The following is a 21,681-nucleotide window of genomic DNA, read 5'->3' on the forward strand; positions in this document are numbered from 1 at the left end:
AGATAGTATTAAAAGATTTTCTTTCTATCCCTTTCCTCTTTTAATATTTCTACAGCTTCACGAAAACGTTGAGAATGAATAATTTCCCTTTCCCTTAAGAACCTCAAGCTATCGTTTAAATCTGGATCATCTGATATATCAATTAACCATTGATATGTAGCTCTTGCTTTTTCTTCTGCTGCTATGTCCTCATAAAGATCTGCAATTGGGTCTCCTTTTGCTTGGATATATGTTGCTGTGAAAGGAACTCCTGCAGCATTACTATAGAAAAGAGCACTATCATGATTTACATAATGCTCTGCCAATCCAGCCTCCCTTAATTGTTCTGGTGTAGCATCTTTTGTCAGTTTATAAATCATTGTGGCAATCATTTCGAGATGAGCAAATTCTTCTGTACCTATATCATTTAATAATCCCACAACTTTATCTGGGATTGTATAACGCTGATTTAAGTAACGTAATGCAGCAGCTAATTCTCCATCAGCTCCACCATATTGTTCCATAAGGTATTTTGCTAGCGTCGGATTACAGGTACTTACTTTTACTGGATATTGCAATTTCTTCTCATAAACCCACATAAGATTTCTCCTTTACTAAACTATATTTGCCATGGCCAAGGCATTGTTCCCCAACTCCATTTTGCATCTGTATAGCTATTTCCATATTGCTGAAGAGGACCAAACTTTGTTTCAAAACTTCTTTTAAGTTTCTTAGCATATTTTGCATATTCATTAAACTGATGCAGTGCTTGCTGATCGTTTGGATGTGTATCTAGATAAAGGGTTAATTCTACAAGTACAAAATCAATAGCCTGAATTTCTTCTAATTCTTGATAGTACTCTGGAGGTAATTGTTTCATTCTTCATCCCTCTTTTTTACTTTATATGGATTCTCATAGTAATCCCAAAATGCAGGCCATAATGTTCCTTTTTTTAATGCTTCTCTAGGAGAAAATTGTTGCATATTTGGTGGTTGAAACCCCATATATAGTTGAGGAGGCGTAGAATAATACTTAGTACCAATCGGTCTGCAAGGATCATATATACTATGGAAAGGTTTATACGATTTTAAAGTTGTAAATGTTGATTTTTTATTGTACATTCTGAACCCCTTTCTCTAAAAAACATTATGATTAATGATATGCATATTTAAGTATGCTAATGTTAAAATCGGAAAAAATTTCTGACTAACCTACCAGGAGTTTTTTTGCTTTTAGGATATATATCATATTTACTCTTAGTTCACATAATGGATTTCAAGAAAATTAGAAAGCCCAGATCTCTTTTATGATAAGGGATCTGGGCTTTTTTATTTTATTTAGGATGTTATATGGCATTGTTACTAAAGTATTTTGCGCTTAGGAGTTCAGAAACAATTGCATAAATAATAAAAGCAACCACAAAAGACTACGTAAAAATCAAGAGTTCATTCTAAGGAGAAATCTTAAATATCAACGATTAGAAAGAGACGCAAATAACTGCAAAAAGGCATTGTGATATATAATATAGTATAAAAATGAAATTGATGCATTGAATCTTTTTTTACCTCTTAAAACAGAAAATAACTATTTTTTGTTTTAAGAGGTAAAGGAAAACTTCTCAAGCTATTCAGGATTAGATTTGGTTTTATAATCACGAACAATTCCGGAAAAAGTTAAACCAGTGTGCCTCGATACAATATCGAAACACACTGGTCGTTTAGTCTTTTTTATGACTGTCTAATCGACAGGGGTAACTCTTACACCACAGTACCCGTAGGTCCAGTCGGTCCAGTTGGTCCAAGGTCGCCCGTAGCACCCGTAGGTCCAGTCGGTCCAGTTGGTCCAAGGTCGCCCGTAGCACCTGTAGGTCCAGTTGGTCCGACATCACCCGTAGCACCTGTAGGTCCAGTTGGTCCAAGGTCGCCAGTGGCACCCGTAGGTCCAGTCGGTCCAGTCGGTCCTGTTACGCCAATTACAGTTAATAGAGCAACATCATCGACTAAAATATCGGCTGTGCCTACTTGAGGCCCAGTATTAATTAAAACAAAGGCCTGTGTAGCACTTGGGGGAGCTGGAGTTGTAATTTGGTGGATTTCAAGCCATGTATTATTATCGGCTGTAGGAATTCGGTTTACTGGAATGTTTATAAAGAGTCCGTTTCCAAGAGAATTAGAAAGATCATTTAAATAAATAACTTGTATCTGTATAGGAGCAGCCTGGTCCAATCCTACTTTGGCTAAGGAAACGAGTAATTCAAAGGTGTCTCCTGGATTCACGGGAACAAGTTGCCCAATATAGGAAACCGTGTCTCCACCCTGTAATCTTGCTGAATAAAAGTTGGAATGTGAAAATTGATTGGTCACTATTGCGTTGGAAAAAAACCATGGAGAAAGTGTTCCTGTTTCGAAACCTCCATTAACAATTAAGTTCTGAATACTCATGTTGTTCATTATTTCTCCATTCTATTAAAGTAGCATTACTATTTAAAGTAATACTGTTTATCCTATGTCTCTTCCTTAGAAATGGCGCGGGCACTTATCCTTTTTAGTGTTTTTTTCCAGATAAAGGGGGATGAGTAAGGTTTAAGGACTGGGAGGAGTTGTGAAAAATGCAATTTTCTATTCTCTTTTCTCATGGCGGAGTGGGGAAAAGTTTGTTAAATCAGTGAGGGACAAAAAAAACTGGCCTAGAGAGTAAAAAAACAGAAGGCGCGGATTCCTTGTTATTTAAGGGTTCCGCGCCTTCGTTATTTCTTTGAACATGTTTTATATCAGCTAGAATTGTATAAAAATTATTAGTTAGATATAGAGTTATAGGAATATGCAAAATCTGATTTAATTAAAAGATTTAGTAGTCTAAAAACAATTAATTCGTTAATGTTACTCCATTTAGAACATGATCCCATGTCGAATCGCTGTTAGGATCACTAGGAACGTTAACTACACATGTTCTATCTAATTCCCACTCTACTTCAATAATTTCTTCCAAGTCTTCTACTGGATTAAGGATAAGGACATTAAAACATCCTTTTACCATGTGAGATAAAATAGATTGTAATTCGACTGCTTCATCATAGTTAGCTACCCATCTAACAAATAGAACGGATTCACTATTTGCTACTTTTTTTAGAAATCTATATATTCGATAGTTTAGTGTTTTTTTAAAAGAAGGGTAGGTTACAATCCAACTTTGATCTCCAATAATAGGGAAATCGTGAGCTGAAAAGATATTATAAACAGTATCTTGTATCACATAGGATTTTGTTGGTATTTGAATTTCTTTATCTGGAACAACAGGGGCTCCATCATGAGCATATACATAATCTCCTTTATCATTTACTACACGCATATTTTTAAGTTCCATAAATCCCTTAAAATTATTTTTAAACAATCTATTTACATCTGAAAGGAATGGAGAGTAACTCCAATCTAGTGGACTTGATGTAAACCTTTTTAAATTAAGGCGTTGGAATTGAAGAGCTGGATTACAAGCACTTCCTAAACTAAATACAGCATCATAAGATCCTTTGATATCTTGTAAGTTCAAGTTAATCATCCTCCTATTATTTTTTAAAAGGTCTCTTAATATAAAATGCTTAGTTGGTTGGAATTGTTTGGACAATTTATTTTAAAGTCTATATGAGGGTCAGTACCCTATAGAAGCCATATCTTTATAAAGAAACTACAAAATATAAAAAAGTAATCTTAACATTCAAAAGACAGCACTTATTAAATAGGAGCTGTCTTTTGAATTGAGTAATATCTTAAGGAGATTTAATTTTACATTTGGTAATGGAATGAAAAGATAAAAAGGATAAACAATTAAGTTTACCCTTAATGTGATGTTAGGATTCTTTTTAGAGAAAAACCAATTATTAAACCAGGGATAACCCCCAACATTGGAAGCCATACGGGTCCTAATAAGAAACCAAACATTTTTAGTTTTGTTGAATACATAATCCCAACTGTAACGAAAAATCCTGAGAAAACGAACGGAAGATAGGAGAAGTGGCTCTTTCCACCACCTGAACTTTTATAGGCATCCCACATTGAAAAAAAGTATAAACAAGGATAAAACATAAGCCATTGGAAATTTGTTTGAGCAATTGCCGCATCTATTTGTCCCATAAAACTTAATTGAATGATTTCATTAAAATTGGCCTTAACGTTTATTACCATTTCAAAGACAAGAAATAAAATCCCTTTAAATAGCCTCCCATTTAATATTTGAGAAAAACCAGGTAAAGCTATACTCCAAAATATACTCTCAATTATCTGTTCCTTTTTTTCGTTCTTACTAAAGTCATTTATTTTTTGCCAAATCGTCATGATCTGTCGCTAGTGGAGGTTGCTCCATCCATTCATTTTCTATTAGTAAATTTATGCCGTCTTCTGCTAACACTGCAATATCAGTAATCATTTTCGCGTAATTAGCTGCCAAATCCCTTCGTTGACATAATGACATAGCTTCACCATAATATCCAATAGCTGAAGAGAGTAGGCTAGATATTAAAAACATCATGAGTTTATCAGAAAAGGGAGGAACTGTTGAATCTGTTACCTCGGAATCAAACGTTCTAGGAATGTGTAAATTATCGTCTGTTAACATTGAAGCTAGGATTTCGAAGTGTTCTTGGCAAACTGATCTAGCTCTTTTCATATATTTTCGAACATCTTTGGATTGAGAAACCTGGCTAAATCCCAATTCTAAAACTAGTTTTGTTAATGTCTTTTGCATATTAAGATAGGTACCACTAACTTCAATGGCACTGATAGGTCTACGTTTCCCAAGCCAACCTGTTAAATAACTTTGTTTTTTCACAAACTCAACTTTCTGATGATTGTTAAAAGTAGGAGGGTTACTAATAATTCCTTTACTTACAAGAACACCAGTAGCTAAATCATATAATTCCACTGACTCAGAAATAACTTGTTTAAAGTATTTCCTTTGATCTTCTCTAATTGCACAGCCAATAGCTCCTGCATATCTAGTCATACCATGGACAGACATGATTTGCATAAAAACAATAATATATGTATCTGTAAATAGAGCTGGTGCCTCTAGTATGACATCCTCATCAGTAAATCCCTTTGGAATGGGATAGTTTTCTTTTGTTAAAAATTCTCTTATCTTTTGAAGGTGGGTTTCCGATAACTCTAGGGCAAATTGAAGGACTTCACCTATTTCTTTATCCTCTACAGTATTAATGAAATAACGAATGATGCAACGTGATAAGCTATCGTTGAGGTATTGTGACCAAAGGTTTGCAAGTTCCGAGGAACTCATCTTACCACTATGAGTAATGTTCTCCATTTTATTAACCTCCTGCAAATTTGTCTACGCTAGTATATCCCAATAGAGCTATATTATAATTTAGAACAAACTTCAGGATTGGGCTCTACGTTTCATCATAATCTCAAGGGTGTAGCAATAGCCTTTGTTGCTTATTGGTTTACTAAGTTCCTTTTGAAAGTAAGAAATAGAAGGTGAAGATTGCCTTATCTATAAAGAATAAAAAAATATTACATATTTTTGAAATTTTGGTTTCTCCACAGGGACCAAATAAGCTTCTCAAGTATCAATTTGGAGAAAGAGACATAAATAACTACAAAAAGCAATTGTAATATATAATATAGCTAGGTATGAATTTATCTGTATGTGGAGGAGAGCTTTATGGAATGGCATCATTTTGAGTATTTTCGAATGCTTGCACGCACAGAACATATGACACAATCAGCGAAGCTATTATCAATATCACAGCCTGCGTTAAGTCGCTCCATTTCTCGGTTAGAGGAGGAAGTTGGTGTTCCACTATTTGATCGGCAAGGTCGCTCTATTTCGTTAAATAAATACGGTCATTTGTTCTTAAAACGAGTCGAACGGATTATGAAAGAGTTCGAAGAAGGAAAGAGAGAGATTCAAGCCCTTTTGGATCCTGAAGAAGGAGAGATTTCCCTCGGATTTCTACATACACTAGGACCAAGTTATATTCCACGCCTTATTAGCTCTTTTAGAGAAGTGTATCCAAAAACAAAGTTTCGTCTTTATCAAAATAATTCTCACACTCTTCTTCGCCAGCTAGAAGAAGGAGAAATTGATATTTGTCTGCTTTCAAATATGGAAATTAAGCATCCCATTCACTGGAGAATTTTAAGGAAAGAAGAGCTCTTTCTCAGTGTTCCAACTTGTCACCGGTTTTCCCATTACAAAAGCATTTTATTAGAGGAAGTACGAGAGGAGAAATTTGTTCTCTTAAAAAAAGGATATTCGTTGCGCTCCATTACAGATCAGCTGTTTGAGAAAGTTGGAATTATCCCAAACATTACTTTTGAGGGAGAAGAAGTTCCCACAGTTGCAGGGCTAATTTCAGCTGGATTTGGAATTTCATTATTGCCTCGTTTACATAAACCGGAGGAAAGCAACGTTATCCAAATTCCTGTTCGTTCTCCAAAGTGTGAACGATTAATAGGGCTTGCCTGGAATGAAAAAACATACATGTCTGCTCCAACATTGAACTTGAAGAATTTTGTTTTAGAGTGCAAAAACGAGCTTTGAAATATGAAACATTAAAACTTTGTAATGAGTAAACTACATAAAGTATGAAAAGAGATAAGGATGAGACAAAATAAGAAGGGGAAAAATGGAAAAACAAGTTATCCTTTCGTTGTTTTGGGTATGGCTAACATGTAAAAAGACCTTATCTACATAGATAAGGTCTTTTTACATGTTCTTTTCTTTATTTCTTATAAGCACAATATGGACGGAGTTTTACACCGATGATGCTTCCGATAAATGCAGCAACAAACCAAAGCCAGCCATGCATGCTAAAGGAAGCAATTCCATCAAAATAGGCTCCAATATTACATCCAAATGAAATACGAGCTCCATATCCCATCATTAATCCACCAACTAATGAACCAATTGTCATGCGGGTCGGCAGTTTAAAGCGGACAGGTTTGCTGAAACGACCTGCGAAAGCAGCTGCAAGAAGTGCTCCAGCCATAAGACTGATATCCATAACGGTTGTGATGTCCATATATAATGGACTTTCTAGTGAAGCAGCCTTTGCAGGATCCTGCCAGTATGACCATGTCTCAGGATTTGCCCCAAAAGCTTGGGTGATTTTTGAACCCCACAGAGCAAAAGCAGATGTAATTCCCCAAGGCTTTCCTTGAATCATTAAGATAAGAGCGTTTAGAACGGCTAGCGCAACTCCACCTAAAATAAGTGGCCAAGGACCTTTGAAAATGACTTTCCATCCGTTTGCATTTTCTCGTTTTTGAGGGATAAGTTTGCCGTGTTTACGTTTTTCAATCAAGATTGTCGCAAAGTAAACAATAGCAAGCATGATAAACTGCACAAGAAAACCTGTTACAACATTAAAATGTTCAATAAGAGAAATTGGTTGAAATTGCGGTGTATTCATCCACCAATTAAAATGAGTAGCAGCAATAACAGAGCCTGCAATAAATCCGATTAATGTTACAACACCGTTCATATCACCGCCACCAATATGATACAGCGTACCTGATGCGCATCCATCGCCCATTTGCATTCCAATTCCGAAAATAAAGGCGCCGACTAATACAGACATTCCTACTGGAGACACATATCCGGAAATAGAATGGCCAAACATGCTTCCTTTCAAAAGAAGCGGTAAAAATAACGCGTTTGCTACAAGCATCATAATCATTTGAGCACGAATACCTTCACCACGGCGGTGTAAAATAAATTGACGCCATGCAGATGTAAAACCAAAGCGGGCTTGATATAAGATAAAGCCTCCAACTCCGCCTAATACATATAAAAGCGATTGATTAAAAGATACTTTTGTATATAAGAAAATAGTACCGCCAATCAGGATGAGAAGTGATAAAACACTTAACCATGTATTCCGATTATTTGGGGTTTTCATTACCTTCTGAGTTGACGATACAGATTGATTATTAACCATTGTTGCCAATGTAACCCCTCCTTTTTGTATTATAATACAATAATTCCTATCGGGTTTCTAGTGTTTAGAGTTGATTTATTAAAATGTTAGTTAGTGGAAAAAGGATAGAATAATCATGGAGATTTTATAACTTAATGTGTGCTTCAAATAGGAAAGCGTTATCAATATTTTGTACATTATTCCATAGGAAAGGTATAATAGCTTAAGAGCATGTGAAAGGGGAAAATCGATGAAAACAAAGATTGGAGATGTAGCAAAGCTAGCTGGAGTTTCTCCCACAACGGTTTCTCGTGTACTGAATAACCGTGGGTACATCAGTAAAGAAACAAGAGAAAATGTACATAAAGCTATGAGGGAATTAAACTACTTTCCGAATGATTTAGCACGGTCATTATTTAATAAACGAACTAACTTAATTGGCGTTATCTTCCCAACAACAAGCAATCCTTTTTATGGAGAGCTTATTTTTCATCTGGAAAATATTTGTGCTGAACAAGGCTATAAAGTATTGCTATGCAATAGCTTAAATAGTATAGAAAAAGAAGAAAAGTATGTGGAAATGCTCCTACGCAATCAAGTAGACGGCATAATCGTTGGGACCCACAATCACGGAATTATTGATTATCATAAGCAAAATCTAGCTGTTGTTGCTGTTGACAGATATTTATCAGAGACGATTCCAATTGTAAGCTGTGATAATTATGACGGAGGAAGAAAAGCAACAGAACTGCTCGTATCAAAACAGTGCGAATACATTATACATATTAACGGTCAGTCTGATATAGAAACCCCAGCGCAACAGCTTAGAAGAAAGGCATATGAGGATGTATTACACGAATGCGGTAAAAAGCCGATTACATATGAAGTCCCTCAAACATTTGATCCAAAAAGTCAGGATGAAATCATTCAGCGAATTTTAGATGAACATCCACATGTAGACGGAGTTTTTGCGAGTAATGATTTGTTTGCGGCTTCTTTTATCCGCGAAGCAAAACGAAGAGGAAAGAAAATCCCCGGGGACGTTAAAGTTGTCGGATATGATGGAACTGAAACAGCGCAAACTTTATTACCTGAATTAACAACCATTCAACAGCCAATCTACTCTATCGCTCAAACGACTGTTGATATGCTGTTAAAAGGGATTAGCGGAGAGTTTCACAATATCAAAAGTGAAACAAAGCTACCTGTAACGCTCATTGAAGGTGAAACAACATAGGACATTGCCTCTAGGCAGTGTCCTATGTTGTTTTCTGAAGAATTAAATTAAAAATTATGAAACCGGTTGACATATGAAACCGGTTGACATAGAATTATCTATGAAAGTGCTTTCAATAACAAACCATTCGTTTTTCATTTCTAATCAAAGGGGTTATCCAAATGAAAAGTTCAAAAATGTTGTATTGGAAGTTAAGTGCGTATTTCTTTTTCTTTTTCTTTACATGGTCTGCTAGCTATTCTCTCTTTTCCATTTGGCTTGGTCAAGAGATTAAATTGAGTGGATCAGCAACTGGTTTAATCTTTTCTGTAAACGCTATCTTTGCTTTGTGTATGCAGCCGATATATGGATATATATCAGACAAAATTGGCTTGAAGAAAAATATTTTATTTTTTATTAGCCTTTTACTTGTATTTGTTGGACCATTCTATATTTTCATTTATGGGCCATTGCTTCAGTACAATGTTTTGCTTGGAGCAATTGTAGGAGGGATGTACTTAGGTGTTTCATTTTTAGCTGGAATAGGAGCCATCGAATCGTATATTGAAAAGATCAGCCGAAAATACCAGTTTGAATATGGAAAATCAAGAATGTGGGGATCATTAGGGTGGGCTTCAGCTACATTTTTTGCAGGTCAGTTATTTAACATTAACCCTAATATTAATTTCTGGATTGCTTCTGGGTCGGCAATTATTCTTGTCTTCATTATTTTGTCTATAAAAATAGAGATGACAACGTACGAAGTCGAGAAAGCCCAATCTGTTTCTTTAAAAGACGTAGGTCAACTTTTTCTTTTAAAAGATTTTTGGTTTTTAATGCTTTATGTAGTTGGTGTGACTTGCGTATATAGCGTGTATGATCAACAATTTCCGATCTACTATGCATCTGTTTTTCCAAGTGAGGCATTAGGGAACCAAGTATTTGGATATCTTAATTCTGTTCAGGTGTTTTTAGAAGCTGGGATGCTGTTTTTAGCTCCGTTTATGGTAAACAAACTTGGCGCAAAAAACAGCTTATTATTAGCAGGATTTCTAATGGCCTTTCGAATTATTGGTTCAGGGCTTGTGATGGGTCCAATTGGAATTTCTTCGATGAAGCTTATTCACGCTTTAGAGCTACCAATTATGTTGATTTCGATTTTTAAATATTTAGCAATTAATTTTGATACTCGTTTATCATCCATTTTATATCTTGTTGGCTTTCAATTTGCGTCACAAGTAGGAGCAGCTATTTTATCGCCTATTTCAGGGATATTGTATGATTCCATTGGGTTTCGATACTCTTATCTTGTAATGGGAACAATGGTGTTAGGTTTTACGATTATATCCATCTTCACATTGCTAGGTTCTAAGCATACTAGAGGAATACCTCAAGGTGGGAAAAATATAAAAAGAGTAGTATAGGAGGAAGTAATATGGTAATAGATCACAAACTTCAAAAAGCTGAAGAAGCTATCAAAAAAACAACACAAAACATAAATCCTCGGTATCGGTTAGGTTATCATATTATGGGAGAAGGGAACTGGATCAACGACCCAAACGGTTTGGTTCGATACAAAGGAGAATATCACGTTTTTTATCAGCATCATCCATATGATGAAAACTGGGGTCCTATGCACTGGGGACATGTAAAAAGTAAAGATTTAGTGAACTGGGAATATGCTCCGATTGCGTTAGCGCCTGGTGATGAATACGATAGGGACGGCTGCTTTTCAGGCAGTGCAGTTAACAATGACGGAGAGCTAACCCTTATTTATACAGGTCACAATTATATTAATCAAGAGGAAGACACTTTTTATCAAACTCAAAATATTGCGGTGAGTACAGATGGAGTAGTATTTGAGAAAGTAGGTCAAAATCCTGTTATTGCTCATCCTCCTGAAGACAGTGCTCATCATTTCCGCGACCCGAAAGTATGGAAGCATAATAATCAATGGTATATGATTGTTGGAAACTCAACAAAAAATCAAACAGGAAGAGTAATTTTATATAAATCTCAGAATTTAAGAAAATGGGAGTATGTTGGGGTTCTTGCTCAAAGTGATGGAACACTAGGATATATGTGGGAGTGTCCAGACTTTTTCGAGCTGGGAGGAAAGCATATCCTGTTAATTTCTCCACAAGGGATAGAATCTAAAGGAGACAATTATAACAATCTCTTTCAAACAGGTTATTTTGTTGGCAAATATGACTACGAAAAAAATGAGTACGTAAAAGGTGAATTTCTAGAATTAGATCATGGCCACGATTTTTATGCCGCTCAAACGCTAGTAGATGAGAAAGGCCGTCGCATTGTGATCGGTTGGATGGATATGTGGGAAAGCGAAATGCCGACAAAACAAGACGGATGGTGTGGAGCATTAACTATTCCTCGAGGGCTAACGCTCGGAAAGAACAACACTGTTTTTATGAATCCTGTAGATGAGATGGTAGAATTGCGTGAAACAAAGAGTGTAGAACTTGAAAACACAAGCATTTCAGATTATCATTTAGCAAAGGAAAACAGTAGTTTACTAGAGATAAAAGCAGAGTTTGATTTAACAGATTGTAAGGCAGAATCAGTTGGATTAACGATTAAAGGCGTCGAAGAAGAGGAAGTTGTGATTACCTATCATATTCGAGATGAAAAGCTTTCTCTGGACTGCTCTAAAATGGGCAAGAAGGAAGATGGGGTAAGAACAACAGGGCTTGGGAATGATGGGGAGCTTACACTACGTATTTTCCTTGATCGATCCTCAATTGAAGTGTTTGCAAACGATGGGATGAAAACGATGACAAGTCGTATATACCCAACGGAAGAAAGATTAGGCGTGATGTGCTTTGCAAACAAAGGTGAGGTAAAAGTTAAAGAGTTTATGTATTGGAAATTGAAAGATATTTGGAAGTAGAATAAGGGTGAGCAAGCGCAAGCTTGCTCACAAAATTGAGGTGTACATAATGAGCAAAATTTTTTGTATTGGTGAAACATTAATTGATTTTATTCCCGTTCAAAAAGAAAAGAGTTTAAAAGAAGTAGCTGGCTTTGAACGTGTAGCAGGCGGAGCGCCAATGAATGTTGCGATTGCAGCGGCAAAGTACGGCTGTGAAGCTGTTATGCTAACAAAAATGGCAAATGATCATTTTGGGGATCATATTATGGATGTTTTACAAAAAGCAAATGTTGATACGTCCTATATTGTTCGATCAGATGAAGGTGAAACAGGTCTTGCTTTTGTTTCAGTAGACAGATTTGGTGAGAGAACGTTCAATTTTTATCGTCAAAACGCAGCTGACCTTCTTTTTTCAGAAGAGGAAATCGATGGAGAGTGGTTTAGTGGAGAAGACTTTCTTCATTTTTGCTCTGTAGACTTAGTTGACAGTCCAATGAAAATTGCGCACAAAAAAGCAATCAAGGAAATGAAGGGAAAGGGTGGAATCATTAGCTTTGATCCAAACGTGCGCCTTCCATTATGGCCTGATAAAGAAAGCTGCCGTAAAGCAATTTTAGAATTTTTACCGCTCTCTCATATTGTTAAAATATCGGATGAAGAGCTTTCGTTTATTACAGGCATAGAGGATGAAGAAGCGGGCATTAAGGCGCTTTTCACAGGAGATGTAAAAGTTGTTGTCTATACAAAAGGTAAACACGGGGCTTCTATTCATTTTGAAAATGGTGAAACGTATGAAGGAAAAGGATTTAAAGTAACTGTTGCTGATACAACAGGTGCTGGAGATGCTTTTATTGGCGGCTTTTTATCAGAGCTTTCACAGTATGAGATTACAAGTGAGAACTTGATTGAACAAGTAAGAGCACATCATGAAGAGCTTCTTACTTTTGCAAATGCAAGTGGAGCGTTAACGGCCTCCGTCAAAGGAGCAATTCAATCTGCTCCAGGAAAAGAGCATGTATTAAGATTTATTGAAACACGGAAAACAGAAGCATAGGAAAATGATACCCCCGTCTCTTTGTAGAAAGAGGCGGGGGTACTTATGTAAAGGCTACTCTACGTCTGGTGCCTCCTTAAAGACAGTGCCATTCGTATCCTCAATCACGACATCGGATTGAACTCTATCTAAGCCAATAGCGATAAAAGGATTCTTTTCATCAGAACGATTGTAGAACGTTCTAACCTTAATTACAGTAGTATTTCCGTCTTCTTCTACGTCTAGAACTTCTATATTATCTCCTGCCATTTCTTCCCCTAAAGATAAGACAACGACTTGTTCAAATGCTTTATAGCCTTGAATTGTTGGATCCCTTTGGAGAAGTTGCAGATAGGATTCTTCTTCGTCACTAAAAACCTTAGTTTCTTTTATAACCCAATAGTCAACTTGCTTCATATACATCCGACAACTAGAGACGATAACAAACAAAATAACAAAAGTAAAAACACTCTTTTTCCATACAATACTTTTTCCAAACAAAGTTAACAGGAAGGAAATAACTAAAATACCTAGGCTTGATATTAAAAAAGCGATCCCATATCCTAATGTTTCCACTTGGTAGGCTACAGCAATACTTCCAAGTAAAGATAACCCCCCAATAGTAGCTAAAGTCAATACTCTTCTTCTATTTTCTATCTCTTTTGCAAAAACGTAAGTTAATAGATATAGCCCTAATCCCACAACTAGTCCAATTAAAAACATAATAAACAAGTATACTTTCTCCTCTCTCACTTCTTCATAAAAGTCGAGTGCTCCTTTATATGCGCTAGAATCTCGTTAAACTCAGCAAACTCAAATGGAAACAACACGCCATTAAGATATTGTTCTAGGAGTATTTTAGCTAAAGAAGCTGTTACAATAGCTGTTGTTTTATAATCTGACGAAGCAGAAAGGGAGAAAGTTTGAGTAGAGGGTTTCCCATTATGTAATCCTTCAACTTCTAAAGTGAGAAAGACGTTCTCAATCTTCCTGTCATTATGTTTTACAAATTTTGAAATAAACTTAGATGACCAAAATGAAGAAGGAACCGAATAAACCCTAGTTTTTTAAATACTCGTTCATCACTAAGATAAACTTCTAATCAACAAACCTAATTTCCTAATCCCAATCTCTAAGTCTTGCATTGAAGCATATGCATAAGAGAGGCGTATATAACGACTAGATTGTTCATGATAAATATGACCAGGGTTTAGTAATATCCCTTGTGTACGAGCACATACATAAAGACTTTTCATAGAAATTGGGGCAAGAATATGAACCCAAACAAAAAAGCCTCCTTGAGGTTCTTCCCATGCTGCAAGTCCTTCTAAATGCTGTTTAATAAGCTTTAAAGCTACATTCTTTCTTTCCAAAAGATTCTCCCTTACTTTTTTAACATGTTCCACATATAACCCACTTTGCAGCCATTCGGCCGCAACTCGTTGAGAAAGAGAGCTAGAACCATAGTCAATTTGCATCTTAATATCTGCAAGGCGGTTAATAACAGGTTCTGGTGCTGCTATCCAACCAATTCGTAAACCAGGCGTTAATGTTTTGGACAAACTGCCAACATATAAAACATGGCCTGTTTGATCTAAAGATTTTAATGGTAAAGGAGGGGCTTTTTCAAACCATAGTTCTCTATAAATATCGTCTTCAATAATAGGAATTTGATAGTTTGTACATGTTTCGATAATGCTTTTGCGTCGTTTCTCAGACATTAATGTTCCAGTTGGATTATGAAAACAAGGATTTGTATATAGAACAGCTTCTTTCCTTTTCTTTTTCACATGCTCTAGATGCTGGGCGAGAAGGCCTTCATGATCCAAAGGCATTCCAGTCAGATTTATCCCAGCTGACTGAAAAATACGAAGAGAGTAAAGGTAAGAAGGTTTTTCTAGTAGAACTGTTGATCCTTTTTGTAAAAGTCCAATGGAGACAAGTTGAAGAGCTTGGAGGGCTCCTGAGACAATTAAGATTGAAGAGGGAGAGACATTAACATTCATTTTATGTAAATAAGCGCTCACTGCTTTTCGTAATGGTAAATATCCTTTTGGTTCTTCATAGCCAAAAGGAGTTATATGATTAGAGACTTTATTTATAATATCTTTCATTTTCTGAAGGGGAAACATGTCACTTGAAAGCTCACCTTTACTTAGTTGGATAAACTGTTGTTGTGACTCTGAGTTATTGATTTCTTGAACTGTTGATCTGCTTTGTTTCAGCATTCCTGCTTCTACATGTGTATTCCAATTAAGAGAGGAAGATAAAAGATTCCATGTATTGTTCGTTACAATGGTTCCTACACCCTTTTGTGTTTCGAGTAGGCCATCCGCGATTAACTCTTCTAATGCTGTAATAACTGTACTTCTATTCACATTAAATTCTTTCGCTAACTGACGTTGACTAGGGATTTTACTTCCAATAGGCCATTCACCATTTGAAATTTTTTCTTTTATATACCTCATAATTTTTTCATACTTAGGAATGCTTGTTTTACTTAACATAAGAAGTTTCTCCTTTGAAGTGGTTGGTTTTCAAAAATTTAACTGGTTGGAGACATTTTACCAAATGTTATCTAGGATAGAAACTACTTGTTAGATTTTTAGACTAACTGGTTGGATTTTATTTAATAAGGAGAGAGTAAATTGAAAAACTGGACAGTATTCTTACTTGTTTCATATGTATCTATCATCTTTTTTTGGGGGTCTTCTTTTCCAGCTATTCGTTTTGCCCTACATTCTTATACTCCTGAAAGTCTAGCTCTTTTTCGGTTACTCATTGCTTCAAGCTTTCTAGTGATTATAGCTATTGTACTGCGCATAGGTCTACCAAATATGAGAGATGTTCCTATGTTAGTTCTTTTAGGATGCTTAGGATTTTCAGCTTATCATCTTTTTTTAAATAAGGGAGAAACAACTGTAGGTGGAGGGATTGCTAGTTTACTTGTGTCTACTACACCAATATTTTCACTAATACTTGAACGGCTATATTTAAAGAGAAAAATGGGGTTTAGCAAATGGCTAGGTTCATTTATTAGTTTTTTAGGAATTGCCTTTTTTTCACTTAGCTATCATTCCCAGTCTTACTCTATTAGCGGAACAGTGTTTATTCTGCTTGCTTCTTTTTCAGAAAGCTTGTACTTTGTTTTTCAAACACGTTACTTAAAACAATACGGAATGTTCGCATTTATTACTTATACGATATGGGGAGGAACAATTGGTATGCTGTGGTTTTTTCCACGGCTGTTAACAGAGATAGAAGTAGCTTCTTTTTCATCTACTTTAGCCGTGACGTATTTAGGTGTTTTCTCCTCTGTTCTACCTTATTTAGCTTTAGCCTATATAAACTTAAAAGTAGGGGCGTCAGAAGCCACGACTTCTCTTTATCTTATACCAATTGTAGCTGTCATTTTATCAGGAATATGTCTTGACGAAAAGATTACTTTACTTAGTGTAGGAGGTGGAATAATTACATTTTTAGGACTTTTTCTGATTCATGGAAAGCAACAAATGTCACAAGCGAAAGATAATATGAATTTTTAATAATAAGATATCCAAGGGTACAATTCAGAAAGATAATTTCTTCGATAATAAGGTTTGACTAGAACAATGAGTATTCTTTTTTCTCTTATTAACAACTAATAGGCCGTAAGAAAATAAAAAAAAATCTGAAAAAGGGTATTGAAAGAAATAACGATTTCTTATAATATGTATTTAAGTTAGTTTGTAAGGGGAACAAACTAACTTAAATCTTATTAATAAAATATAACTTATCTTCAATGATGAATCACTGTAATTTGAATGTTTAAAGTTTATCGTATCTAAACTAAGGGGGAAACAATATGACTAAATCTTATACTAATGCAAGGAATTATTTTGGAAGCGCAAACAAAGTGTTTTATGAAGGGAAAGATTCTAACAATCCTCTAGCATTCAAGTACTACAATCCGGAAGAAATCATAGGAAATAAAACGATGAAAGAACATTTGAGATTTTCGGTAGCTTACTGGCATACATTTACGGCTGATGGAACAGATCCTTTTGGAGCTGCAACAATGCAAAGACCATGGGATAAGTATCAAGGAATGGACTTGGCTAAGGCGAGGGTAGAAGCTGCATTTGAACTTTTTGAAAAATTAGGGGTGCCCTTCTTTGCTTTCCATGATCGAGATATTGCTCCAGAAGGAAATACATTAAAAGAGACAAATGAAAATTTAAATGTAGTCGTTACTATGATAAAAGAGTATATGAAAACAAGTAATGTGAAATTATTATGGAATACAGCTAATATGTTTACTCATCCTCGTTTTGTTCATGGAGCAGCTACTTCTTGTAATGCAGATGTATTTGCATATGCAGCAGCTCAAGTGAAGAAAGGATTAGAAACAGCGAAAGAGCTTGGAGCTGAAAACTATGTATTTTGGGGAGGGCGTGAAGGCTACGAAACATTATTAAACACAGATTTAAAATTAGAGTTGGATAATCTAGCTCGATTCATGCATATGGCGGTTGACTATGCAAAAGAAATTGGATTTACAGGACAATTTTTAATTGAACCAAAACCGAAGGAACCAACTACACATCAATACGATACAGATGCAGCTACAACAATTACTTTTCTAAAACAGTATAATCTAGACAAATATTTCAAGTTGAATCTTGAAGCTAATCACGCGACTTTAGCTGGCCATACATTTGATCATGAGTTAAGAGTAGCTAGAGTCCACGGTCTGTTAGGTTCTGTTGACGCTAATCAGGGAGATCCTCTTTTAGGATGGGATACAGATGAGTTTCCAACCGATTTATATTCTACAACATTAGCCATGTATGAAATTTTGCAAAATGGAGGATTAGGTTGTGGAGGATTGAACTTTGATGCCAAAGTACGAAGAGGATCTTTTGAGTTAGAGGACTTAGTATACTCCCATGTTGCTGGAATGGACGCATTTGCAAGGGGATTAAAAGTAGCTCATAAATTAATTGAAGATTGTGTATTTGAGGATGTTATTGCAGAACGTTATCGTAGCTTCACGGAAGGGATTGGACTAGACATTGTGGAAGGAAGAGCAAACTTCCATACCCTTGAGCAATACGCTCTAAATAATAACTCAATTCAAAACAAATCTGGAAGACAAGAACGATTGAAAGCCATCTTAAATCAATATATTTTGGAAGTTTAAAATGAAAAAGGAACGACTTAAGAAGTAACAAGAAAACCGACTGTATTATTTCTTGAAAAGACCCGTCAATGAATCTCTTTAAATCTCTAAGTTTTCATGACGGGTTCTTTTCTATAAAACATATAAAGAGTTCGAGTCAGTACTTTTATATAAGTAAAGGAGAAAGGTGTAAGAAGTGCATTGAGTTTTGAGGAGTATCTCCGTAAATAAAAAGTTTTCTAGAAGCGTGATTAACTACTTTAAAATAGGAAGGAGTTTAGGGGAAGATTTTAAAAATTAATCTATAAACAACTAAGTTATGGGAAACAACCCTCTAACCACATTATTTTTGTAAGCGTTTTAGTAAGTGACCTTAATAGAAGTAGGGGAATGCTAATCATTTAGTTCTATATAGTAGATTAATTTTCTTTGATTTATTAAAATTTATCCCTGAAAAACTATGAAACAAAAGCGAAACTCACTTTATATTTTTTCAATTACGCTCGTAGCTGCTATTGGTGGTTTGCTTTTTGGTTATGATACTGCTGTAATATCTGGAACTGAAAAATCAATAGAAGCCTATTTAATCGAACCTTTAGGTTTAGGATCGTTAGCACATGGCGCAACAATTTCTAGTGCATTAATTGGTTGTATCATTGGCGGTATAATATCCGGTTATTTTGCGTCAAATTTTGGACGTAAATATTCCCTTATTGTCGCAGCTGTCCTTTTTCTTCTATCAGCTTTAGGGTCTGCTTATCCTGAGTTCTTATTTTTTACAAAGGGAGAACCATCCATTTCTCTATTACTTATGTTTAATTTATATCGAATTATAGGGGGAGTCGGTGTCGGCTTAGCTTCGGCTATTGTGCCAATGTATATAGGAGAGATTGCACCTGCAGATATTCGTGGCCGGTTAGTATCATTCAACCAATTTATGATTATTTTTGGGATGCTAGTCGTTTATTTTGTTAACTGGGGGATTGCTAATGGGCAGCCATTAGAATGGATAAATAACATAGGGTGGAGATATATGTTCGCTTCAGAAATAGTTCCAGCCTTATTATTTTGGGTATTTCTACTTTTTGTACCAGAAACACCTCGATATCTAGCAATTAAAAATCAAGATGATAAAGCGTTAAATATTCTTACTAAAATTAACGGCTCTTTAGAAGCGGAAGCCATTTTAAGTGAAATTAAGCAAACCGTAAAAGTAAGTATCGCTTCTGAAAAGCTATTTGCTTACGGGAAATTAGTGATTGTGGTAGGAATCATGCTCTCGGTATTTCAGCAATTTGTCGGTATAAACGTTGCTTTGTATTATGCTCCACGTATTTTTGAAAGCATGGGAGCTGCAAAAGATGCTTCGATGTTACAGACCATCGTTATGGGATTAGTCAATGTTATCTTTACAATTGTTGCTATTTTAACAGTTGATAAGTGGGGGCGTAAACCATTACTAACAATAGGATCCATTGGTATGGCGATTGGAATGTTTGGTGTGGCAGGAATGTCTTTTCTAAATATTATTGGAATTAGTACCTTAATCTTCATTATTATATACACAGCTGCTTTTATGTTGTCGTGGGGGCCAATATGTTGGGTGTTAATTTCTGAGATTTTCCCTAATAGAATTCGTGGACAGGCCGTTGCCATTGCAGTAGCTACTCAATGGGCTGCTAACTATCTAATCTCATCTACTTATCCAATGATGATGGAATATAGCAGCGGCTTAACTTATGGTTTCTATGGACTAATGAGTGTATTTTCTGCTCTATTTGTTTGGAAGTTTGTCCCTGAAACAAAAGGAAAGACGCTTGAACAAATGGAGAATGAATGGAAAAAAACTAAAGTTGATCAGCATGAAGTAGTATGAAGTTATTCTTGAGGTTTTAACATTATATAGACACGAATATCCCTCTTTGAAATTGAAAAAGTAACTTTTATGGATATGGAAAATTTAAAGGTATGTAGTTTTTATTTAATGGGGTTATGAAGGAGGAAAGATGATGTCTAGTAAAAATCTATCGAGAATTCCTATATTTGAAAAAGTCGGTTATGCTTCTGGAGATTTCGCTTGTAATTTGATTTACAATACAGTTTCTACGTACCTTTTATTTTTCTATACCGATGTATTTGGGTTATCAGCAGCTACTGCCGGTACAATGTTTTTAGTTGTTAGAATAATTGATGCCCTTGCTGACCCTTTTATTGGAACAATAGTAGATAGAACAAATAGTCGATTTGGACGTTTTAGACCGTACCTGTTATTTGGAGCATTTCCATTTGCAATACTCGCAATACTGTGTTTTACAACTCCTGATTTTTCAGATATGGGTAAATTAATATATGCCTATATTACGTATGTTGGTTTATCACTTACATACACAACTATAAATGTTCCTTACGGTGCATTAACTTCTGCGATGACAAGAAGCAATCAAGAAGTTGTTAGTATCACATCTGTGCGTATGTTCTTTGCTAACCTTGGTGGATTGATAGTAGCATTTTTTGTTCCCCTATTATCCAATAACTTACGTAATACCACGGATAGTTCAGTTCTTGCTTGGCAGCTAACTATGAGTATTTTGGGGGTTATTGGAGCATGTCTATTAATATTCTGTTTTAAGAGTACGAAAGAACGTGTAAGTCTTCAAAAATCTAAGGAGAAAATTAGATTATCAGATATATTTGAACAGTTTCAGGTTAATCGACCATTAGTCGTTTTAAGTATCTTCTTTATCATTATTTTCGGCGTTAACTCAATAAGCAATTCTGTTGGAATCTATTATATTACTTACAATGTCGGTAGGGAAGATTTGGTGAAATGGTATGGTTTATTGGGGAGCTTACCGGCTTTAATTATCCTCCCATTTATACCTAAGATCAATAGATGGATAGGGAAGAAGAAACTCTTAACTTTTGCATTATTATTAAATATTGTTGGTCTTTTAGGCCTGCTTATTGTCCCACCTAGTCATATTTTTCTCGTACTACTCTTTCGTTTGATTGCTGCTGCAGGAAGTGTTACAGCTGGAGGTTATATGTGGGCTCTTATTCCAGAAACAATTGAATATGGAGAATACAAGACAGGAAAACGGATGGGTGGATTAATTTATTCCGTTATTGGCTTCTTTTTTAAGTTTGGCATGGCCATTGGCGGCATCATACCAGGGTTTGTTTTAGATAAATTCGGTTATGTTGCGAATCAGGTACAAACCCCTGAAGCATTGACAGGAATTTTAATTACAACAACAATCATCCCTGTTGTGTTCTTGATATTAGCTATAATTAACATTTATTTCTATAACTTAGATGAAGAAGAATATGCAAAGATTGTACGTGAATTAGAGAATAGAGATAAAGTATATTTGGACCATATTAATGAATTTAAAAATTAGAAAAAGAGTATATCAAGGAATTTGTAGATCATATAGAAAATTTTTATATCTGATTAAAGATAAATAG

The 21,681-nt window shown here is 35.4% G+C and carries 19 protein-coding genes; 9 read left to right on the plus strand and 10 right to left on the minus strand.

What is annotated here, in order from left to right:
• Positions 1-8 precede the first annotated feature (8 nt).
• From cotJC to MOC86_RS15570, 7 genes are all read right to left on the minus strand, one after another.
• Positions 9-578 carry a spore coat protein CotJC gene (cotJC, locus tag MOC86_RS15540; RefSeq protein WP_019395542.1) on the minus strand — a complete coding sequence of 190 codons (570 nt, stop codon included), beginning with the start codon at positions 576-578 and terminating at the stop codon, positions 9-11.
• Between the two features lie 20 nt (positions 579-598).
• Positions 599-859 carry a spore coat protein CotJB gene (locus MOC86_RS15545; RefSeq protein WP_268584969.1) on the minus strand — a complete coding sequence of 87 codons (261 nt, stop codon included), beginning with the start codon at positions 857-859 and terminating at the stop codon, positions 599-601.
• The gene (locus MOC86_RS15550) at positions 856-1,101 is read right to left on the minus strand and encodes a spore coat associated protein CotJA (RefSeq protein WP_268584970.1); all 246 of its coding nucleotides are present in this window, start codon (positions 1,099-1,101) and stop codon (positions 856-858) included. Before MOC86_RS15550 ends, MOC86_RS15545 begins: the two co-directional genes overlap by 4 nt.
• 636 nt (positions 1,102-1,737) lie before the next feature.
• Positions 1,738-2,421 carry an NTTRR-F1 domain gene (locus MOC86_RS15555; protein WP_268584971.1) on the minus strand — a complete coding sequence of 228 codons (684 nt, stop codon included), beginning with the start codon at positions 2,419-2,421 and terminating at the stop codon, positions 1,738-1,740.
• A 424-nt stretch (positions 2,422-2,845) separates the two neighbouring features.
• Entirely contained in the window at positions 2,846-3,535 is a 690-nt protein-coding gene (locus tag MOC86_RS15560; RefSeq protein WP_268584972.1) for a DUF1796 family putative cysteine peptidase, read from the minus strand.
• Between the two features lie 278 nt (positions 3,536-3,813).
• The gene (locus tag MOC86_RS15565) at positions 3,814-4,308 is read right to left on the minus strand and encodes a hypothetical protein (RefSeq protein WP_268584973.1); all 495 of its coding nucleotides are present in this window, start codon (positions 4,306-4,308) and stop codon (positions 3,814-3,816) included.
• Positions 4,283-5,293: a DUF3231 family protein gene (locus tag MOC86_RS15570; RefSeq protein ID WP_268584974.1), complete on the minus strand. Its 1,011-nt coding sequence runs from the start codon at positions 5,291-5,293 to the stop codon at positions 4,283-4,285. Before MOC86_RS15570 ends, MOC86_RS15565 begins: the two co-directional genes overlap by 26 nt.
• 360 nt (positions 5,294-5,653) lie before the next feature.
• Here MOC86_RS15570 and MOC86_RS15575 point away from each other — a divergent pair, with 360 nt between their 5' ends.
• Entirely contained in the window at positions 5,654-6,535 is an 882-nt protein-coding gene (locus MOC86_RS15575; protein ID WP_268584975.1) for a LysR family transcriptional regulator, read from the plus strand.
• A 181-nt stretch (positions 6,536-6,716) separates the two neighbouring features.
• Here the strand turns inward: MOC86_RS15575 and MOC86_RS15580 are convergent, their stop codons facing one another.
• Positions 6,717-7,895, minus strand: a complete 1,179-nt coding sequence (locus MOC86_RS15580) for a YeeE/YedE family protein (protein WP_268585085.1) — start codon at positions 7,893-7,895, stop codon at positions 6,717-6,719.
• A 268-nt stretch (positions 7,896-8,163) separates the two neighbouring features.
• Here MOC86_RS15580 and MOC86_RS15585 point away from each other — a divergent pair, with 268 nt between their 5' ends.
• The 4 genes from MOC86_RS15585 (at position 8,164) to MOC86_RS15600 (ending at position 13,073) form a co-directional block, all read left to right on the plus strand.
• Positions 8,164-9,150 carry a LacI family DNA-binding transcriptional regulator gene (locus MOC86_RS15585; RefSeq protein ID WP_268584976.1) on the plus strand — a complete coding sequence of 329 codons (987 nt, stop codon included), beginning with the start codon at positions 8,164-8,166 and terminating at the stop codon, positions 9,148-9,150.
• Positions 9,151-9,311: 161 nt separating this feature from the next.
• Positions 9,312-10,553 (plus strand): MFS transporter, encoded by a 1,242-nt coding sequence (locus MOC86_RS15590; RefSeq protein WP_268584977.1) that lies wholly within the window; start codon positions 9,312-9,314, stop codon positions 10,551-10,553.
• Between the two features lie 11 nt (positions 10,554-10,564).
• On the plus strand, positions 10,565-12,037 hold the full coding sequence (locus tag MOC86_RS15595) for a glycoside hydrolase family 32 protein (protein WP_268584978.1): 1,473 nt from the start codon (positions 10,565-10,567) through the stop codon (positions 12,035-12,037).
• 49 nt (positions 12,038-12,086) lie between these two features.
• On the plus strand, positions 12,087-13,073 hold the full coding sequence (locus MOC86_RS15600; protein ID WP_268584979.1) for a carbohydrate kinase family protein: 987 nt from the start codon (positions 12,087-12,089) through the stop codon (positions 13,071-13,073).
• Between the two features lie 54 nt (positions 13,074-13,127).
• Here MOC86_RS15600 and MOC86_RS15605 read toward each other — a convergent pair whose 3' ends face one another.
• Both MOC86_RS15605 and MOC86_RS15610 read right to left on the minus strand, forming a co-directional pair.
• Positions 13,128-13,784, minus strand: coding sequence for a hypothetical protein (locus MOC86_RS15605; protein ID WP_268584980.1), 657 nt, complete (start codon positions 13,782-13,784; stop codon positions 13,128-13,130).
• Positions 13,785-14,137: 353 nt separating this feature from the next.
• Entirely contained in the window at positions 14,138-15,559 is a 1,422-nt protein-coding gene (locus tag MOC86_RS15610) for a PLP-dependent aminotransferase family protein (protein ID WP_268584981.1), read from the minus strand.
• A gap of 141 nt (positions 15,560-15,700) precedes the next feature.
• Between MOC86_RS15610 and MOC86_RS15615 the strand changes: the two genes are divergently transcribed.
• The 4 genes from MOC86_RS15615 (at position 15,701) to MOC86_RS15630 (ending at position 21,614) form a co-directional block, all read left to right on the plus strand.
• Complete coding sequence (locus MOC86_RS15615; protein ID WP_268584982.1) at positions 15,701-16,597, plus strand: DMT family transporter; 897 nt, start codon at positions 15,701-15,703, stop codon at positions 16,595-16,597.
• A 299-nt stretch (positions 16,598-16,896) separates the two neighbouring features.
• The gene (xylA, locus tag MOC86_RS15620) at positions 16,897-18,234 is read left to right on the plus strand and encodes a xylose isomerase (protein WP_268584983.1); all 1,338 of its coding nucleotides are present in this window, start codon (positions 16,897-16,899) and stop codon (positions 18,232-18,234) included.
• Positions 18,235-18,673: 439 nt separating this feature from the next.
• Positions 18,674-20,089, plus strand: coding sequence for a D-xylose transporter XylE (xylE, locus tag MOC86_RS15625; RefSeq protein ID WP_268584984.1), 1,416 nt, complete (start codon positions 18,674-18,676; stop codon positions 20,087-20,089).
• A 133-nt stretch (positions 20,090-20,222) separates the two neighbouring features.
• Complete coding sequence (locus MOC86_RS15630) at positions 20,223-21,614, plus strand: MFS transporter (protein ID WP_268584985.1); 1,392 nt, start codon at positions 20,223-20,225, stop codon at positions 21,612-21,614.
• Positions 21,615-21,681: the final 67 nt, after the last annotated feature.

The sequence above is a fragment of the Priestia endophytica genome (assembly GCF_026790145.1).
Classification (GTDB): domain Bacteria; phylum Bacillota; class Bacilli; order Bacillales; family Bacillaceae_H; genus Bacillus_I; species Bacillus_I endophytica_A.

What these genes read in the sequence shown, in the direction of transcription:
- cotJC (WP_019395542.1), bottom strand. Translation starts at nt 578, where the DNA reads ATGTGGGTTTATGAGAAGAAATTGCAATATCCAGTAAAAGTAAGTACC.
- MOC86_RS15545 (WP_268584969.1), bottom strand. Translation starts at nt 859, where the DNA reads ATGAAACAATTACCTCCAGAGTACTATCAAGAATTAGAAGAAATTCAG.
- MOC86_RS15550 (WP_268584970.1), bottom strand. Translation starts at nt 1,101, where the DNA reads ATGTACAATAAAAAATCAACATTTACAACTTTAAAATCGTATAAACCT.
- MOC86_RS15555 (WP_268584971.1), bottom strand. Translation starts at nt 2,421, where the DNA reads ATGAGTATTCAGAACTTAATTGTTAATGGAGGTTTCGAAACAGGAACA.
- MOC86_RS15560 (WP_268584972.1), bottom strand. Translation starts at nt 3,535, where the DNA reads ATGATTAACTTGAACTTACAAGATATCAAAGGATCTTATGATGCTGTA.
- MOC86_RS15565 (WP_268584973.1), bottom strand. Translation starts at nt 4,308, where the DNA reads ATGACGATTTGGCAAAAAATAAATGACTTTAGTAAGAACGAAAAAAAG.
- MOC86_RS15570 (WP_268584974.1), bottom strand. Translation starts at nt 5,293, where the DNA reads ATGGAGAACATTACTCATAGTGGTAAGATGAGTTCCTCGGAACTTGCA.
- MOC86_RS15575 (WP_268584975.1), top strand. Translation starts at nt 5,654, where the DNA reads ATGGAATGGCATCATTTTGAGTATTTTCGAATGCTTGCACGCACAGAA.
- MOC86_RS15580 (WP_268585085.1), bottom strand. Translation starts at nt 7,895, where the DNA reads ATGAAAACCCCAAATAATCGGAATACATGGTTAAGTGTTTTATCACTT.
- MOC86_RS15585 (WP_268584976.1), top strand. Translation starts at nt 8,164, where the DNA reads ATGAAAACAAAGATTGGAGATGTAGCAAAGCTAGCTGGAGTTTCTCCC.
- MOC86_RS15590 (WP_268584977.1), top strand. Translation starts at nt 9,312, where the DNA reads ATGAAAAGTTCAAAAATGTTGTATTGGAAGTTAAGTGCGTATTTCTTT.
- MOC86_RS15595 (WP_268584978.1), top strand. Translation starts at nt 10,565, where the DNA reads ATGGTAATAGATCACAAACTTCAAAAAGCTGAAGAAGCTATCAAAAAA.
- MOC86_RS15600 (WP_268584979.1), top strand. Translation starts at nt 12,087, where the DNA reads ATGAGCAAAATTTTTTGTATTGGTGAAACATTAATTGATTTTATTCCC.
- MOC86_RS15610 (WP_268584981.1), bottom strand. Translation starts at nt 15,559, where the DNA reads ATGTTAAGTAAAACAAGCATTCCTAAGTATGAAAAAATTATGAGGTAT.
- xylA (WP_268584983.1), top strand. Translation starts at nt 16,897, where the DNA reads ATGACTAAATCTTATACTAATGCAAGGAATTATTTTGGAAGCGCAAAC.
- xylE (WP_268584984.1), top strand. Translation starts at nt 18,674, where the DNA reads ATGAAACAAAAGCGAAACTCACTTTATATTTTTTCAATTACGCTCGTA.
- MOC86_RS15630 (WP_268584985.1), top strand. Translation starts at nt 20,223, where the DNA reads ATGTCTAGTAAAAATCTATCGAGAATTCCTATATTTGAAAAAGTCGGT.